Source organism: Bradyrhizobium sp. SZCCHNR1093, assembly GCF_032381175.1.
Lineage (GTDB): Bacteria > Pseudomonadota > Alphaproteobacteria > Rhizobiales > Xanthobacteraceae > Bradyrhizobium.
This window is the reverse complement of sequence record NZ_JAUHJJ010000005.1, coordinates 393,689-411,147: the sequence shown is the minus strand read 5'-3', so window position 1 is coordinate 411,147 and position 17,459 is coordinate 393,689. Positions and strand designations below refer to the sequence as shown.

General features: G+C 65.1%; 10 protein-coding genes. 2 read left to right on the top strand and 8 right to left on the bottom strand.

What is annotated here, in order from left to right:
- Positions 1 to 4: 4 nt before the first annotated feature.
- Positions 5 to 2,143 carry a 1,4-alpha-glucan branching protein GlgB gene (gene glgB, locus QX070_RS19760; protein ID WP_315738661.1) on the bottom strand — a complete coding sequence of 713 codons (2,139 nt, stop codon included), beginning with the start codon at positions 2,141 to 2,143 and terminating at the stop codon, positions 5 to 7.
- Positions 2,140 to 5,445, bottom strand: coding sequence for a maltose alpha-D-glucosyltransferase (gene treS / locus QX070_RS19755; RefSeq protein ID WP_315738660.1), 3,306 nt, complete (start codon positions 5,443 to 5,445; stop codon positions 2,140 to 2,142). Before treS ends, glgB begins: the two co-directional genes overlap by 4 nt.
- A gap of 352 nt (positions 5,446 to 5,797) precedes the next feature.
- Here treS and malQ point away from each other — a divergent pair, with 352 nt between their 5' ends.
- Entirely contained in the window at positions 5,798 to 7,750 is a 1,953-nt protein-coding gene (gene malQ / locus QX070_RS19750; RefSeq protein WP_315738659.1) for a 4-alpha-glucanotransferase, read from the top strand.
- 41 nt (positions 7,751 to 7,791) lie between these two features.
- On the top strand, positions 7,792 to 9,603 hold the full coding sequence (locus QX070_RS19745; protein ID WP_315738658.1) for a glycoside hydrolase family 15 protein: 1,812 nt from the start codon (positions 7,792 to 7,794) through the stop codon (positions 9,601 to 9,603).
- Positions 9,604 to 9,614: 11 nt separating this feature from the next.
- Here QX070_RS19745 and QX070_RS19740 read toward each other — a convergent pair whose 3' ends face one another.
- The 6 genes from QX070_RS19740 to QX070_RS19715 are packed head-to-tail and all read right to left on the bottom strand — an operon-like array spanning position 9,615 to position 17,146.
- Positions 9,615 to 10,439, bottom strand: a complete 825-nt coding sequence (locus QX070_RS19740) for an HAD family hydrolase (protein WP_315738656.1) — start codon at positions 10,437 to 10,439, stop codon at positions 9,615 to 9,617.
- A gap of 19 nt (positions 10,440 to 10,458) precedes the next feature.
- A complete protein-coding gene (locus QX070_RS19735) occupies positions 10,459 to 10,989 on the bottom strand; it encodes a gluconokinase (RefSeq protein ID WP_315738655.1) in 531 nt (176 codons plus the stop codon).
- Positions 10,976 to 11,674 carry a 6-phosphogluconolactonase gene (gene pgl, locus QX070_RS19730; RefSeq protein WP_315738739.1) on the bottom strand — a complete coding sequence of 233 codons (699 nt, stop codon included), beginning with the start codon at positions 11,672 to 11,674 and terminating at the stop codon, positions 10,976 to 10,978. The genes QX070_RS19735 and pgl overlap by 14 nt, the downstream gene beginning before the upstream one ends.
- Positions 11,675 to 11,727: 53 nt before the next feature.
- Entirely contained in the window at positions 11,728 to 13,251 is a 1,524-nt protein-coding gene (gene zwf / locus QX070_RS19725) for a glucose-6-phosphate dehydrogenase (RefSeq protein ID WP_315738654.1), read from the bottom strand.
- Complete coding sequence (gene gnd, locus QX070_RS19720; RefSeq protein ID WP_315738653.1) at positions 13,248 to 14,285, bottom strand: phosphogluconate dehydrogenase (NAD(+)-dependent, decarboxylating); 1,038 nt, start codon at positions 14,283 to 14,285, stop codon at positions 13,248 to 13,250. Before gnd ends, zwf begins: the two co-directional genes overlap by 4 nt.
- 14 nt (positions 14,286 to 14,299) lie before the next feature.
- Entirely contained in the window at positions 14,300 to 17,146 is a 2,847-nt protein-coding gene (locus tag QX070_RS19715) for a bifunctional transaldolase/phosoglucose isomerase (RefSeq protein ID WP_315738652.1), read from the bottom strand.
- Between the last annotated feature and the right edge of the window lie 313 nt (positions 17,147 to 17,459).

The following is a 17,459-nucleotide window of genomic DNA, read 5'->3' as shown; positions in this document are numbered from 1 at the left end:
TGCGTCAGGCTTCCGGGACGAGAAATACCGCTGCCATGGGCGGGAGGATGAGGTTGAGCTGGTGTTCTTCAGAGGCATGGACCTGGCCGACATTGCCGACATTGCTGCCGCCATAATGCAGGGAGTCGGAATTGAAAGCTTCCCTCCATTTGCCGCCGAACGGCACGCGGACCCGGTAATTGTAATACACGTTGGGCGAAAAGTTCACGACCACGACGCAGCGCGCGCGCTCATCGAAGCCCTTTCGCACCCAGGCGAACACGTTGCGGTCCGCGTCATCGGCGATCAGCCACTCGAATCCGTCCGGCTCGCAGTCCCGCTCATGCAGTGCCGGCACGTTGCGGTAGAGATGGTTGAGGTCTCGGATCAGGGCCTGGATGCCGGCATATTTGGCATCGCCGAGCAGATGCCAGTCGAGCGAGGTGTCGTGATTCCACTCGCGCTCCTGGGCGAGCTCGCAGCCCATGAACAGGAGCTTCTTGCCGGGATGCCCGAACATGAAGCTGTAATAGGCGCGCAGATTCGCAAAGCGCTGCCAGTCGTCGCCGGGCATCCGGCCGAGAATGGAGCGCTTGCCGTGCACGACCTCGTCATGCGACAGCGGCAGGATGAAGTTTTCCGAAAAGGCGTAGTGCAGGCCGAACAGGATCTCGCCGTGATGATATTTGCGGTGGATCGGATCCTTGCTGATGTAGCGCAAGGTGTCATGCATCCAGCCCATGTTCCACTTGTAGCCGAAGCCGAGCCCACCCATGTCGACTGGGCGCGACACCTGCGGCCACGCCGTGGATTCCTCGGCAGCCGTGGTCGCCTGCGGGAAATGACCGAACACGTCGATATTGGTCCGACGCAGAAACTCGATCGCCTCGAGATTCTCGCGCCCGCCATATTTGTTTGGAATCCAGCCGCCGGAGGGACGGCTGTAGTCGAGATAGAGCATCGAGGCGACGGCATCGACGCGCAGGCCGTCGATGCCGTAGCGCTCCAGCCAGAACAGCGCGTTCGAGCGCAGGAAGTTGGCGACTTCGGTGCGGCCGTAATTGTAGATCAGCGTGCCCCAATCGAGATGCCGGCCCTGCATCGGGTTGGCGTGCTCGTAAAGCGCCGTCCCGTCAAAATGGCCGAGGCCGTGCGGATCATCCGGGAAATGGCCCGGCACCCAGTCGAGCCACACGGCAAGGCCTTCGCGGTGGCAGGCATCGACCAGCGCACAGAAATCCTCAGGACTGCCAAAGCGGCTGGTCGGCGCGAACAGGCCGGTCGGCTGATAGCCCCAGGAGCCGTCGAACGGATGCTCGCTGACGGGCAGGAATTCGATGTGCGTGAAGCCCATGTCGCGTGCATAGGCCGGCAACTGCTCGGCGAGCTCGCGATAGGTCAGCCACTGGTTGTTGTCCTTGCGCCGCCAGGAGCCGAGATGCACCTCGTAGATCGAGACCGGTCGATTCAGTTTGTTGATGTCATGTGGCGCCGGCCGAGGCCGCGGCAGGCTGGTTTCGTCGATCACGATCGATGCGGTCTTGGGACGCGTCTCGGCCGCGAAGGCCATCGGGTCCGATTTCAGCGGCAGGTGCTCGCCCTGCGGGCCGATGATGTCGAACTTGTAGTGGTCGCCGGCCCTGGCACGGGGAATGAACAGCTCCCAATAGCCGTTGCCGCGGACGCGCATCGGGTGGCGCCGCGCATTCCAGAAGTTGAAATCGCCGACCACGCTGACGCGACGTGCATTGGGCGCGAGCACGACGAATCCGACGCCATCGACGCCGTCGAGCACCATCGGATGCGCGCCAAGCTTGTCGTAAAGCCGCTCATGGTTGCCTTCGCCGAGCAGATGCAGGTCGAAATCGCTCAGGATCGGCAGGAAACGATAGGGATCCTCGAGGTCGGTGACGTGGTCGCCGAATGTCGCCCGAAGCCGATAGCGCTGCAGCGACGGCATGGTCCCGGTGAACAGGCCGGCATCATGGACGCGCGTCAGCGGCGAGACTTCGCCGTGCTCGCCGACCACCTCGACCCGCGAGGCCTCGGGCAGGAAGGCACGCACCACGGTCCGCCCGTCGACATTGTGCTGACCGAGATAGCGAAACGGGTCGGCATGCCGACCTTCGATGATCGCAAACGCCTCGGGAGAAAGATGGGTCATGAGGACTCGCTGGCTGATGCTGGCTCGGACAGGACGCGAAGCAGGTTGCCCAATGCGACGCGCAACCAGTCCGGCCGGTGAGCCAGATCATATTCGAGCGCTCCGAGGGCTTTTTCCAGCATGAAAAAGTTAAGGAGCGCCTCCGCGGTGTGCGGATCGTCCGGCCAGAGGCGCTGGTTGGCCTTGATCTCCCGATAACCCGTCAAAAAGGCCGTAACAGCCTGGTCGCGCCATTCCGACAGCGCGGCGGGGATCCGGCCGTGATCGTCCGGGCCTGCCCTCAGAGCACGCTCGAGCGCGACGCGGACCGAGCAATCGATCGAGCGCAGGAAGCCCGCGATGTCGCGGGCCGGCGGCGCCTTGCGCAGGCGCTCGGCGAGTGGCTGCTCCTCGTCGCCGTCGAAATCGATGATGAAGATATCATCCTTGACGATGAGGATCTGGCCGAGATGGAAATCGCCATGCAGCCGGATGTCGCAGCCGCCGACATGGTGCGGGATCAGGCTGCTGAGGCGCTCCGACAACTCGCCGCGCCTGGCGAGCACCTGGTCGACCAGCCCTCGTTCCGGATCCTTGAGGTGATCGCGGCGCTCGCTCAGGTCCGTCAGGACCCGTCCGGCCTGGGCGCGCAGCCGGTCGATCCAGTGATCGAGATGATCTGCGGTCGTGGGTTCGGGCGCGAAATCGGCGACGTCGCTGCGCGAGGCGAGCGCCGCATGCAGTTCGCCGACGCGACGGCCTGCCTGCGCCATGTAGCGCAGATAGGGCGACAGCTCCTCGCTCTGCCGCACGTCGCCGCTCGCGGCGAACACGCGCTGGTCGTCGACGTAGCGATCGAGATAGGCGGCGCTGACGGTCCAGCCGTCGCCCTGGTTCTCGATGAAACCATGGACGCAGCCGACGGTCTGCCGCTCGCCCTCCTGGATCACCTCGATGCTGCCGAGCAGCGGCGGGACATTGGCGAAGCCCACCGCCTCCGTGAGGAATCGGCCGATCTCGATCTCCGGATGCGGGCCGGCCTCCAGCTCGCGGCGGATCTTGATGAAGAACTCGTTGTTGACGACCGCCTTGCTGCTGCAGCGGTCGGTTTCGACCACGCGCACCTGCTCGGATTCGCGGATTGGCTTGTCCGGAAACCGCGACGTCGGCCGGAATTCGAGGCGCACTCCGTTTTCCTCGACCGTCAGCGATTGCTTCAGATTGTGCAGGAGCAGCGCAAGAAAGATCGGGCTGGTCGCTGCATCGAGCAGTGTTCCCTCGCGGGCGCCCTGGCGCACGGCGGCAAAGGCTTGCGGATTGTAGCGATCGCGATCGAAGCGGACCCATTCGATCTGCATCGGCAGCATATAGCGCAGCTTGTCGTCGCGCTCAGCGGCCTTGAAGAAGATCAGCCAGGGCCGGTTGTCGCCGATGTCGCAGAACGGGATCGCCGAGGTCAGCGTCGGATGGATCGCGTCCGCCGAGCGCTCGGGGTACCATCGCGCGCGCGCCAGATGACCGGGCAGAACGTCGCGTTCGAACACGCTGCGAGTGCGAGCCAGCGATACCCAGGTCGAGCCGAGCGGCACGACCAGCGTCTCGAACTCCGGCACCGCGCGCTGGATGATGGGCTCCGACTTCTCGCGCTCCTTGAGCTGGAACCAGTAGAATCCGTAGGGCGCGAGCGTGATCATGTAAGGCAGCTCGCCGATCGCGGGAAAGCGCGAGCGGCCGAGCATCTCGATCGGGACGCGATCCTTGAACGGCGAGAGATCGAGCTCGGTCGCCTGCGCCGAGCGCGACAGGTTGGCGACGCAGAGGATGACCTCGTCCTTGTACTGGCGGACATAGGCCAGCACCGACCGGTTGGCCGGGCGGATGAAGGTCATGGTGCCCCTGCCGAAGGCCAGCGTCGACTTGCGCACCGAGATCAGCTTCTTGGTGGCGTTCAACAGCGACGACAAGCTGCGCGATTGCGCCTCGACATTGACCGCCTCGTAGCCGTACACAGGGTCCATGATCATCGGCGCGTAGAGCCGCGCCGGGTCGGCGCGCGAGAAGCCGCCATTGCGGTCGGGAGTCCATTGCATCGGCGTTCGTACGCCATTGCGGTCGCCGAGATAGATGTTGTCGCCCATGCCGATCTCGTCGCCGTAGTAGATGATCGGCGTGCCCGGGAACGACATCAGCAGCGAGTTCATCAGCTCGATCTTGCGCCGGTCGTTGTCCATCAGCGGCGCGAGGCGGCGGCGGATGCCGACATTGATGCGTGCGCGCGGATCGTTGGCGTAGGTCGACCACAGATAGTCGCGCTCGACGTCGGTCACCATCTCCAACGTCAGCTCGTCATGGTTGCGCAGGAACAGCGCCCATTGGCAGGTCGCGGGGATGTCGGGCGTCTGGCGAAGGATGTCGGTGATCGGGAAGCGGTCCTCCTGGGCGATTGCCATGTAGATGCGCGGCATTAGCGGGAAGTGATAGGCCATATGGCATTCGTCGCCCTGGCCGAAATATTCCTGAACGTCCTCCGGCCACTGATTGGCTTCCGCAAGCAGCAGCTTGTCCTTGGCGTAATTGTCGAGCTCGACACGCAGGCGCTTGATGATCGCATGCGTCTCGGGGAGGTTTTCGTTGTTGGTGCCGTCGCGCTCGCAGAGGTAGGGGATGGCGTCAAGCCGGAAGCCGTCGACGCCGGCATCGAGCCAGCGTTTCATCACCTGGATGATCGCGTTGACCACGCGCGGATTGTCGAAATTGAGGTCCGGCTGGTGCGAGAAGAAGCGGTGCCAGTAGAACTGGCCGGCCTCCGGATCCCAGGTCCAGTTGGACTTCTCGGTATCGGTGAAGATGATTCGGGTGCCGAGATATTTCTGGTCGGTGTCGCTCCAGACGTACCAGTTGCGGGCGCTGGAGCCGGGCGGGCTGCGCCGGGCGCGCTTGAACCAGTGATGCTGGTCGGAGGTGTGATTGACCACGAGCTCGGTGATCACCCGCAGGCCGCGCCGCTTGGCCTCCTGGATGAAGCGCTTGAACTCCTTCATCGTCCCGAAATCGGGATTGATGCTGCCGTAATCGGCGATGTCGTAGCCGTCGTCGCGGCCGGGCGAGGGGTAGAACGGCAGCAGCCACAGCGTGGTGACGCCGAGGTCCTGCAGATAATCCAGCTTGTCGGTCAGGCCGGCGAAGTCGCCGACGCCGTCATTGTTGCTGTCGGCGAACGCCTTGACGTGCAGCTGGTAGATGATCGCGTCCTTGTACCAGAGACCGTCGCCGTCGGTCTCGGTCTGCAGACTCGGCGAATCCAGGGATGACATCAGGTTCACGAGGCCCTCACCTAGGAGAGAGGATGATGATGCAGCTGCGATCGGAGGCGTCTCGAAAGATGTCTCGGTCTCGGCAGATGCGGCTCTCCTCAAAAGAGGGCAGAATAGGGGAGAAAGCGTCCTTGGGGGTGACGCTCTCGAACGTGTGCGCAAATTTGTTCACGGTGATGCCATTGACAAGAAAACGGCGTCCCGGTTCGCTAGAAACCGAGACGACCCCCTTACAAAGCTGCAAGGCTCGTTTTGTTCCCCCGGGAACGACGGCCATGCCGCGGCGTTAGGGGCTTATCTTCTTGCCGTCCCACAACAATTTACGACGTACGCCTCCCGTTACGTCCAGATCGCGTGCCGAATGGATCTCTACAGCGAAGCCCATAGTCTCGGAATCCTGACAGAATTCTACGATGGTCAGGGGCAGCGTCGTGTCACCGACGAAGCGGCGCTCAAGATCATCGTTGAGGCTTTTCCCAGGCCCACGCCTCATCGGCTGCTGAGCGGCGCGGTCGTGATTCGGTCCGGGCAGCCGGCGCGCAGCCGCCTCAACGAGGCGACCAAGCTGCCAGTCAGGTGGACCATCAGGCGTGGCGACGCTGAGACAGCCTCCGGGCAGGCCGCTGAGGCCCTGGTCGAGTGGCCGGGTGATCTGCCGGTCGGCAGCTATCGCCTCGAGCTGGTGGATGCGTCGTCGTACCGCGAGGAGCTGCCGCTGCTGGTCGCGCCGGCGAAGGCCTTCGGCGGTGATTTCGATCGCGTCTGGCTGCTGGCGGTCCAGCTCTACGGCATTCGATCCGGTCGCAACTGGGGCATGGGTGATTTCACCGATCTTGCCGATCTCATCACGCTTTGCGCCAAGCTCGGCGCCGATGGCGTCGGCCTCAATCCGCTGCACGCGCTGTTCGACGACCGGCCGGGCGATTTCAGCCCCTACGCACCGAATAGCCGGCTGTTCCTGAATGCGCTCTATGTCGATGTGGAGCAGGCGCCCGGCTTCGCGAACGGGCCGGACAGCAAGGTGCTCGAGCCGCTGCGGCAGGCCGAGCTGGTGGACTACAAGGGAGTGGCGGCGTTGAAATGGCCGGCCTTGCGCGCGGCCTTCGACGCCTTCATGGCTGCGCCCGGCGCCGCCGCGGCGGCGGAGTTCAAGGCCTACCGCGCCGAGCGCGGCGATCTGCTGGCGCGCTTCACCTGCTTCGAGGTGTTGCGGCATCGCTTCCAGAAGCCGTGGTGGGACTGGCCCGAGGAGTGGCGGCAGCCCGATGCGGGGCGCTGCGCGGCGCTGCTCAGCGGCCCCGATCGGAGGGAGGCCGATTTCGTCGCCTATGTGCAGTGGCTCGCCGAACGACAATTGAGCCATTGCAGGGATCTCGCGCAGCGGCTGGGAATGAAGGTCGGTCTGTATCTCGACGTCGCGGTCGGCGTTCAATCCGACGGTTTCGATGCCTGGAACGAGCAGGGCGCCATTTCGCGCACGCTGTCGGTCGGGGCGCCGCCCGATCCCTTGAACACGGTCGGGCAGAACTGGGGGCTCGCCGGCTTCAACGCGCCTGGACTGGCGCTGAAGAATTTCGAGCCGTTCCGGGAAATGGTCCGGGCGTCGATGCGGCATGCCGGCGCGATCCGGCTCGACCATGTGCTCGGTTTGAAGCGGCTCTATCTGGTGCCGCACGGATTTCCGGCCAAGCAGGGCGCTTACGTGCAGATGCCGTTCGAGGCGCTGCTCGCCGCAACCGTCATCGAGAGCGTCGCCAACGAATGCATCGTCATCGGCGAGGATCTCGGCACCGTGCCGGAGGGCTTTCGCGAGCAGATGGCCGATTGGGGACTGTGGTCCTACAAGGTGATGATCTTCGAACGCGACGACAACGGGCGCTTCCGCGATGTCGACTTCTATCCGCCGAATGCGCTGGTGACGCTGAATACCCACGATCTCTCGACCTACGCCGGCTGGCGCTCGTTCGGCGATCTCAAGACCAAACGCGGGCTGGGCATCGATCCCGGTGAAAGCGACCAGGATCGCTGGGATGCGTTGGGGCTCTGGGACGAGGTGCTCCGCCAAAACGGCATTCGAGCCAACGACGTCCACTCAGCGATCGCCTTCCTGTCGCGGACGCGGTCCCGGCTGCTGGTGATTTCCCTGGAGGATCTGCTGGAAGTGGTCGATCAGCCCAATATTCCCGGCACGATCGACGAGCATCCGAACTGGCGCCGCAAGATGCCGATCAAGCTCGAGAACATCGCCGGTGCGACCAGCGTCGCGGCGTTGAAGGCGGCGACCGCCGAACGGATCAGCCCGGCCGGCGTTTAGAACGGGGGGATTGCGGGGGGGCAGTTGCACGCGGATGCCAAATGTCCTGCAGGATCGAAGACTACGCGCTGATTGGTGATTGTGAGACGGCTGCCCTGGTGAGCCGGAACGGGTCGATCGACTGGCTGTGTTGGCCGGCGTTCGATTCGGATGCCTGTTTCGCAGCCTTGCTGGGAGATCGCAGCCATGGCCGCTGGCTGATCGAGCCGCGCGGCGACGTCCGATCGACGTCTCGCCGTTATCGCGGCGACAGCCTCATCCTCGAGACGCGATACGAAACTGCGACCGGCACCGTCGAGGTGATCGATTTCATGCCGCCACGGGGCAGCGCCTCCGATGTCGTTCGGCTGGTCCGCGGCGTCTCCGGCCGGGTCGCCATGCGGATGGAGCTGATCATCCGATTCGGCTTCGGCATCGAGATTCCCTGGGTGAAGCGCTCGGGGGATCGCTCCGCGCTGCTCGCCATCTGCGGCCAGGACATGGCGGTGTTGCACACGCCGGTCGCCACCCGCGGCGAGGACATGACCACGGTGGCGGAGTTCGAGGTCGCTGCCGGCAACACCGTGCCCTTCGTGCTCACCTACGGTCCGTCGCATCTGCCGGTGCCCAAGGCGATCGATCCGGATCATGCGCTTGACGACACCGAAACGTTCTGGGCCGACTGGTCGCGGCGCTGCACCCATCAGGACGAGCATCGTGCGCTTGTGATGCGCTCGCTGATCACCTTGAAGGCGCTTACCTACGCGCCGACCGGCGGCATCGTCGCGGCGCCGACCACCTCGCTGCCGGAGAAGCTCGGCGGCCGGCGCAACTGGGACTACCGGTTCTGCTGGCTGCGTGACGCGACATTCACGCTGCTGGCGCTGATGAACTCGGGCTACACGGAGGAAGCGCTGGCCTGGCACAACTGGCTGCTGCGCGCCGCGGCCGGCGCTCCCGCCTATATGCAGATCATGTATGGCATCATGGGCCAGCGGCGGCTGATGGAGTGGGAGGCCGAGTGGCTGCCGGGCTACGAGGGTGCCCAGCCGGTGCGGATCGGCAATGCCGCGCATGCGCAGCTCCAGCTCGACGTCTACGGCGAGCTGATGGATGCCTTCCACCAGGCCCGCATGACCAAGCTCAAGCTGGAGGACGGCACCTGGGACCTGGAATGCGCGGTGCTCGACCATCTCACCGACGTCTGGGACCAGCCCGACCACGGCATCTGGGAACGCCGCGGCGATGGCCGTCATTACGTGTTTTCCAAGGTGATGACCTGGGTCGCGTTCGATCGCGCGATCAAGAGCGCGGAGAAGTTCGGGTTCAAGGCGCCGCTGGAGCGCTGGCGGCGGCTGCGCGAGGCCATTCATCGCGACGTCTGCGACAAGGGCTACGACGAAGGCCTCGGCAGCTTCGTCGAGTCCTATGGCTCGCGGCTGCTCGATGCCAGCCTGCTGCTGTTGCCGGCGGTCGGCTTCCTGCCGTGCTCCGATTCGCGCATTCGCGGCACGGTCGAGGCGATCGAGCAGCATCTGCTGCGGGATGGCTTCGTGCTCCGGCACGATCCGCGCGACGTCTCTCCGGACGAGCAGCAGCCGATCGAAGGCGCGTTCCTGGCCTGCACGCTGTGGCTGGCCGACGCGCATGTCCTGGCGGGCGATACGGAGAAGGCCGAGATGCTGTTCCGCCGCGTGGTGAACATCGCCAACGACGTTGGGCTGCTGGCCGAGGAGTACGACACCGGGGCACGGCGGCAGACCGGCAACTTTCCCCAGGCGCTGACGCATATCGCGCTGATCAACACGGCGCAGAATCTGAGCAGCGCCAAGAAGGCCAGCGACAAACCCGCGAGGCAGCGGTCGGAAGCCTGAGCTGCCGCGCGTCAGCTTGCGGATGAGCCTTGCGCGTTCTCCGCCAGGATCATCTCCATCGCATTGGCAAACCCTTCGTCCTGGTTGGACGTGGTGATGCGCTTGGCTTTGCTCTTCACCTCGTCACTGGCGTTGCCCATGGCGATCGACAAGCCGCTCACCTCGAACATCGCGACGTCATTATGCATGTCGCCGATGGTCGCGACCTGGTCGAGCGGGATGCCGAGCCGCTGGGCCATCGCTTTGACGAAGGTGCCCTTGTTGCGGCCTGGCGGCGTGATGTCGAGATAGTAGCTCTGCGAGCGGACAGCGGTCGCTTCCGCCCCCAATGCCTGCTGCATCTGGCTCTCGCAGCGCGCCAGCAGCTCGAAATCGCTGCTGGCGCCGACGATCTTGCAGGCGTTCGACAGATAGGGGGAGAAATCGTCGACGATCGTCGGCTCCGCGCGAATGGCGCGCCGCTCGTTCGGGACGTACTCGCCGTCCGGATTGCGCGTCAGCCAGGCATCATTGGTGAAGACCCAGATGTCGACGCCGGATTGATGGAGAAGATCGACGCAGCGCGCGGCGGCCGCGGGCGGGATCAGGCTCTGCTCGAGCGGGCGCATGTCGGCGCCGATGATCGAGCTGCCGTTGAACGGGCCGACCGGAAGGCTGATCTGCAGCGGCTCGATCAGAAAGCGCATGCCGATCGCCGGGCGGCTCGAGGTGAGCGTGAAGGCGACGCCGCATTCATGCAGCCGTCGCGCCACCTTCGCGGCCCGCTCGGTCAGAACCTTGTCCTTGGTCAGCAGCGTGCCGTCGACGTCGGATACGACGAGAGCGATGCGGGTCATGAGCCCTTCCTGTTCGCGGTCAGGAGCAGCGCCGACCGGCGTGAAGCTGTTGCATGATGTCGTGCACGATCGCCGCGACCGGCGCGTCGACCGAGACGGTAATGGGATGCTCGCCGGCCCCAGGTGGTTCCAGGGTGGCGAACTGGCTGGCGAGCAGGCCCGGCGGCATGAAGTGCCCCTCGCGATGGCTCATCCGCTCGCCGATCAGCTCCTGACTGCCCTGGAGATAGACCATGCGGACATCGTTGCGGCCGCCGACGAGGATGTCGCGATAGGCCTTCTTGAGCGCAGAGCAGGCGATGATGATGTGCTGGCCCGCAGTACGACAACGCGCGATCTCCGCCGCAATGGCCTGCAGCCAGGGCCAGCGATCCTCGTCCGTGAGCGGGTGGCCGGCGCTCATTTTGACGACGTTCGCGGGCGGGTGAAAGCTGTCGCCATCCTCGAAGCGCCAGCCGAGGCGCTGGCCCAATGCTTGCCCGATCGTGCTCTTGCCGGAGCCGGACACGCCCATAATGACGAGCGCATGGGGCAGGTCAGATCTCGCCACTTTGCCCCTCCGGCCAGGCCTCGCTGTCGATGAGCAGGATCGTCTCCTGAATCGAGCGGGCGCGATTGGCGGGCAGGTCCTCACCGGCCAGTACCCGCGCCATGACCGCGCGCTTGTCGGCACCGGCGACCTCGAACAGCATGGTTCGGCAGGAGGCGAGCGCAGGCAAGGTCAGGCTGATCCGCGGCACGAAGGGTGCGACGTGGGCCTTGTCGACGCCGACAACCCAGCGATCGGTGACGTCGATTGCGGGAAAGCCGGGAAATAGCGACGCGACATGGCCGTCGGGACCGATGCCGAGCAGCACGAGGTCGAACAGCGGCCGCCCGGAGTCGAGCCGCGCGGCGCCGTAGAACGCTTCCAGCGTGCGCTGATAGTCGCGGGCAATGGCCTCCGGGTCCGACCCATCGGTCGCGATCGGGTGGATGTTGGCGGCCGGCGCGCAGGCATCGAGGAACACGTGACGTGCCGTGGTCATGTTGTGCAGGGAATCGCCGGGCGGAACATATCGCTCGTCACCGATGAACCAGTGGACGCGCGGCCATGGAATCCGTTCACGATAAGCGTCCGTCGCCAGCAGCTCATAGAGCTGCCTCGGGCTCGATCCCCCGGTGAGACAGATGGCCACGCGTCCCGGATTGGTATCAGTCCGAGCCAGGAGATGTTCGGCCGCGACCCTCGCCATCGTCGCCCGGTCGGCGACGCGCACGAGCTTGCAGTCCTGCGGCCCGGCCACGGCTAAACCAGCTTGCGCCAGCTGCGGCCGTCGCGGGCCAGGAGATCGGCCGCCGCCTCAGGTCCCTCGCTGCCGGCCGCGTAGGAATGCAGGCCATCGCGGCCAGCCTTCTTCCACGCCCCGATGAACGGCTCGACGGCCTTCCAGCCGGCTTCGACGCTATCGGCGCGCTGGAACAGGATGTTGTCGCCGATCATGCAGTCATAGATCAGCGTCTCGTAGCCGGTGGCCGGCTCAGCCTGGAAATAGTCCTTGTAGTTGAACTTCATCTGCACGCCATCGGTGCGGATGGTGGGGCCGGGCACCTTGGTGTTGAACTGCAGCGTGATGCTCTGGGTCGGCTCGATGCCGATGACCAGATAGTTTTCGGCCAGGGTTTCGATCGGCGTGCAACTGAACATCGCGAACGGCGCCTGGCGGAACTTGATCGCGACCTCGGTGCGCTTGGCGCCGAGCGCCTTGCCGGTGCGCAGATAGAACGGAACGCCGGCCCAGCGCCAATTGTCGATCGTGAGCTTGAAGGCGGCATAGGTCTCGGTGGTGCTGTTGGGGCGGACGTCCTTGCTCCTCAGATAGTCGGGCAGCTCGGCGTCGCCGATCATGCCAGCCGTGTACTGGCCGCGCACCGAATTGAGCAACGCCTCCCGTTCGCTCAACGGCTGGATCGCCGACAGCACCTCCGCCTTCTCGGAGCGGACGGTATGTGCATCGAACCGTGCCGGCGGCTCCATCGCCACTAGCGACAGCAATTGGAATAGATGATTGGGGACCATGTCGCGCAGCGCGCCGGTCGCGTCGTAGAAGCTGCCGCGCGTCCCGACGCCGAGCTTCTCCTCGACGGTGATCTGCACGTGGTCGATGTGATGCCTGTTCCAGATCGGCTCGAACATGCCATTGGCGAAACGCAGCACCAGGATGTTCTGCACCGTCTCCTTGCCGAGGTAATGATCGATCCGGTAGATCTGGTGCTCGGTCACGAGCTGCAGCAGCTCGTCGTTCAGCTTCTTGGCCGAGGCGAGGTCGGTGCCGAACGGCTTTTCCACCACGAGGCGGCGCCAAGCCTTGCCGTCCTCGCGCAGCAACCCAACGCGCCCGAGCTGTTGCGCGATCGGCGCAAAGGCGCTCGGTGGCGTCGCCAGGTAGAACAGCCGATTGCCGTGGGTCTCCCGCGCGGCTTCCAGCTTTTCCAGCCTCTCCTTCAACTGATCGAAGCTTTCCGGCTCCTTCGGATCGGCCTCGATCGCGGTCACGCATTGCAGCAGTCGCTGGGCGATCTCGTCCTCGATCGGGCGCGTCGCGTATTTGCGCAGGCCTTCCATGAGATTGTCGCGCAGTTGCTCGCTCGACATGCCCTTGCGGGCAATGCCGACGATGCAGAACCTGTCCGGCAGCAGATGATTGGCCGCGAGATTGTAAAGCGATGGCAAGACGAGCCGATGGGTCAGATCGCCGGTCACACCGAAGATCACGAAGGCGCAAGCGTCGGGCTTCTGATGTCGCGGCTGGTGCGGATGCAGCGGGGTCACGCGCGGTCGTCCCTGGGCTTGACGATCTCGGGCGCGCTCTGGCGCGCCGGGTCTGGGTGCTGTTCAGGCTCCTTGTGTCCGCCGAAGCCTTCGCGCATGGCCGAGAGAATCTTCTCCGCGAACGTGTGCTCCTGGCGCGAGCGGAAACGGGCGAACAAGGCGGCGGTCAACACCTCGGCCGGTACCGCCTCGTCGATCGCCGCATTCACGGTCCAGCGGCCCTCGCCGGAATCCTCGACATAGCCGGAATATTTCTCCAGACCGGGCTGCCGCGCCAGTGCGCTGGCGGTGAGGTCGAGCAGCCAGGACGGAATGACGCTGCCGCGGCGCCACACCTCGGCGACATCTGCGAGATCGAAGTCGAAGCGGTGCGCCTGCGGCAGCGCCGCGCTGTTCGCATTCCTGAGGATGTCGAAGCCCTCGGCATAGGCCTGCATCAGGCCATATTCGATGCCGTTGTGGATCATCTTGACGAAGTGCCCGGCGCCCACCGGACCGGCATGCAGATAGCCCTGCTCGACGCGCAGGTCGCGGCCATCACGGCCCGGTGTGCGCGGGATGTCGCCGATCCCAGGCGCGAGCGCGGCGAAGATCGGATCGAGCCGGTCGACGACCGGCTTATCGCCGCCAATCATCATGCAGTAGCCGCGATCGAGGCCCCAGACCCCGCCGGAGGTGCCGACGTCGACGTAGTGCAGACCGCGCTCCTTCAGCGCCTTGCCGCGGCGGACGTCGTCCTGCCAAAAACTGTTGCCGCCGTCGATGATGACATCGTCTCGGGTCATCAGCCCGGTGAGCTGCTCGACGGTGGCTTCCGTGATCTTGCCGGCCGGCAGCATGATCCATGCGTGCCGCGGGGTGGCGAGCTTGCCGACGAACTCCTCGAGGCTCGCGGCGCCGGTGGCGCCTTCGGAGACCAGCGCGGCCACAGCCTTTGCGTCGCGATCATAGACCACGCAGGAGTGCCCCGCGCGAATCAGGCGGCGCACGATGTTGCCGCCCATCCGCCCGAGACCGATCATTCCAAGCTGCATCGACGAGGCCCTTCCTAGCTCAGCGCTTCGCTGATCGCGCTGTCGAGCATCTTCAGGCCCGATTTCAGATTGCCCTTGAGATGGACCCGAAGAGCCCGGCGCCCGCGCTCGGTGAGCACGTCGAAATCGCCGCGCGCCTGCGCCGCCTTGATCACGCCGAAGCTCGCCTTCTGCCCGGGGATCGGCAGATCCTCGGCATCGTCGGCGGTGATCTGGAGAAACACGCCGCTGTCCGGACCGCCCTTGTAGGCCTGACCGGTCGAGTGCAGGAAGCGCGGACCGAATTCGGCGCAGGTGGCGAGGTGCTTGGCATCGCGCAGCCTCAGCCGGATCCGCTGCAGCGTGTCGATATTGCCTGCATTGCGGTCGATATAGCCCAGCAGGGCGATGTAGTCGCCGTCGCCGGCGCGGCCGAGATGCGCCTTCAGCCAGGACGCAAGCGTTCCGTCGGCGCCATGCCCGCGCAGGCTCTCGACGTTCTGCGCATCGGTGTAAAGCTCGCAGCCCTTGATCGATACGACGGGCTCCTCCGCCGGCAGTGCGCCGCTTTGCTCGAACGCCGCGGTCAGTTCGCGGGTCTTGATCTTGGCCGATTCGACGTCGGGCTGGTCGAACGGGTTGATGCCGAGCACGGCGCCGGCAACAGCGGTCGCTATCTCGAAGCGGAAGAATTCCTGGCCGAGCTGGTCGATCGACGTCATGACGATGCGCACGACCGGATGACCGGCCTCCTCGAGCGCGGCGAGCTTCGCGTCATGGCCCGCCACCTCGTCGCCCTCGACCTTGATATCGATGAAGAAGCGATCGCTGCCATAGAGCTCAGGCGATGCGATAGGCTCGCCGTCGATCGGGATCAGGCCTTTGCCTTCCTTGCCCGTGGACTCCGCGATCAACTGCTCGGCCCAGGCGCCGAAATCGGCGATCTTGGGCGAGGCGAAGATCGTCACCTTGTCGCGGCCTTCGAGGCCGGCAAGGCCCATCGCCAGACCGAGCTGCACACCCGGGTTCTGCAGCGGCGGCACGTCGGGCCCGCAGGAGCGCACCATGGACAGCGCCAGCGTGATCAGCCTGCGCACGTCGATGCCGGCGGTGGCGGCCGGCACCAGGCCGAACGGCGACAGCACCGAATAGCGGCCGCCGATGCTCGGCTCGCCGTGGAAGATGCGGGCGAAGCCTTGTGCCTTGGCCGCCTTCTCCAGCGACGAGCCGGGATCGGTCACGGCAATGAAGCGATGGCCGGCCTTCTTGGGCCCGATCGCATCGGATACGCGCGCAAAGAAATAGTCCTTCATCGCGTTCGGCTCGGTGGTGCCGCCCGACTTGGACGAGACGATGAACACCGTCCTGGCGATGTCGATCGCCTTCTCCATCGCGCGCACCTGCGCCGGATCGGTGGAGTCGAGCACATGCAGCTTGGGGAAGCCGGCCTTGCGCGGGAAGGTCTCGGCCAGCACCTCCGGCCCGAGGCTGGAGCCGCCCATGCCGAGGACCACGGCGTCGGAGAATTTCTGTCCCTTCACCCGCTGCGCATAGTCCTCGTAATCGGCGATGTCGGCCTTCTCCGCGCTGGTCAGCCAGCCCAGCCATTTGTGCTCGTCACGGCCGGTCCAGACCGTCGCGTCCTTGTGCCAGAGTCGGCGGATCCTGGCGTCCTTGCGCCAGTCCTCAGTGGCGGAGGCGACCTTCTTCTCCAGATCAGCAGCAACCGCGATCGACTGCTGCCCAAGCCCGGTCCCGAGCACGACGGCGCGCTTGTGCGCAACCGCGCCATAGAGCTTGTCGGCGGCGTCCGCGAACTGCTTGACGCCGTCGATCACGAGATCTGCAGTGATGTCGTCGAGCGAGATGCCGGTCTTCGCCAGATCCTCAAGGGCGGCCTGGGCGGCATCGACGTCTTCCTCCAGACTGTCGCGCACCTTGCCGTGATCACGGAAGGCGTCCAGCGTGGCCGGCGGCACGGTGTTGACGGTGTTCGGCCCGATCAGCTCCTCGACATAGAGGACGTCGCTGTAGTCCTTGTTCTTGGTGCCGGTGGAGGCCCAGAGCAGCCGCTGCGGCTTGGCCCCTTGCTTGGCCAGCCGCTCCCAGCGCGCGCCGGCGAACAGCTGCTTGTAGTCCTGATACGCCATCTTTGCATTGGCGATGGCGATCCTGCCCTTGAGCGCGGCCAGCCGCTCCTTCTCGGTCGGATCATTGGCCTGGGCGATCTTCTCGTCCAGCTGCTTGTCGACCACGCTGTCGATGCGGCTGACGAAGAACGAGGCCACGCTGGCGACATGCGACGGATCGCCGCCGGCGCCGACGTAGGCTTCGAGGCCGGCAATATAGGCTTCGGCAACCTGCCGGTAGACGTCTTGCGAAAACAGCAAGGTGATGTTGACGCTGATGCCCTTGGAGATCAGGTGCTGGATGGCCGGCAGGCAGGCGTTGGTCGCCGGCACCTTGATCATCAGATTCCTGCGGTCGACCGCCGTCCAGAGCTGCTCGGCCTCGGCGATCGTGCCCTTGCTGTCCATCGCCAGATAGGGCGAGACTTCGAGGCTGACGAAGCCGTCATTGCCATCGAAGCGGTCATAGACGGGCCGCAGCACGTCGGCGGCATTCTGGATGTCCTCGACGGCAACGGCCTCGAACAGCTGCGTCGGCGATCGATCGCCGTTCTTCAGCGCCGTGGCGATCGGTGTGTCATATTCGTCGGAGCTGCCGATCGCCTTCTCGAAAATCGCGGGATTCGAGGTGACGCCCTTGACGCCATCCTCATCGATCAGCCGCTTCAGGTCGCCCCTGGCGACGAAGCCGCGTGCGAGGAAATCGAGCCAGACCGCCTGGCCGTGTTCTTCGAGAGCTTTGACCGGATTCATGATGCCTATCTATGTGCGTCGGCTTGCTTTTTTGGGTTCCCGCCTGGCAGCTGCCAGGTCGATAGGGACCTCACATGAACAACTATGCGCCAGCCCTCAGGAGAACGCCATTCATAATGGATTGATCCCTCTGGAATCCCAAGAGCTTCGAGCCGGGGTGACGTGCCGGCGGGGCGCGTCCGGAGGGAGATCGGCAGGCGACGCGAAGCCTGCCGCTGATCGTTCCGGCCAAAGCGCGCGGCAGAGCCGCCAGAGCGCGGTCGGCGTTCGGCCTGCGTCGACCTCAGCAGTGCTCGTGCGCCGGAGAGGCCCC

Excerpts from the sequence above, each read along its gene's own strand:
- glgB (WP_315738661.1), bottom strand. The coding sequence starts at position 2,143 with ATGACCCATCTTTCTCCCGAGGCGTTTGCGATCATCGAAGGTCGGCAT.
- QX070_RS19745 (WP_315738658.1), top strand. The coding sequence starts at position 7,792 with ATGTCCTGCAGGATCGAAGACTACGCGCTGATTGGTGATTGTGAGACG.
- pgl (WP_315738739.1), bottom strand. The coding sequence starts at position 11,674 with ATGGCGAGGGTCGCGGCCGAACATCTCCTGGCTCGGACTGATACCAAT.
- QX070_RS19740 (WP_315738656.1), bottom strand. The coding sequence starts at position 10,439 with ATGACCCGCATCGCTCTCGTCGTATCCGACGTCGACGGCACGCTGCTG.
- malQ (WP_315738659.1), top strand. The coding sequence starts at position 5,798 with ATGGATCTCTACAGCGAAGCCCATAGTCTCGGAATCCTGACAGAATTC.
- gnd (WP_315738653.1), bottom strand. The coding sequence starts at position 14,285 with ATGCAGCTTGGAATGATCGGTCTCGGGCGGATGGGCGGCAACATCGTG.
- QX070_RS19715 (WP_315738652.1), bottom strand. The coding sequence starts at position 17,146 with ATGAATCCGGTCAAAGCTCTCGAAGAACACGGCCAGGCGGTCTGGCTC.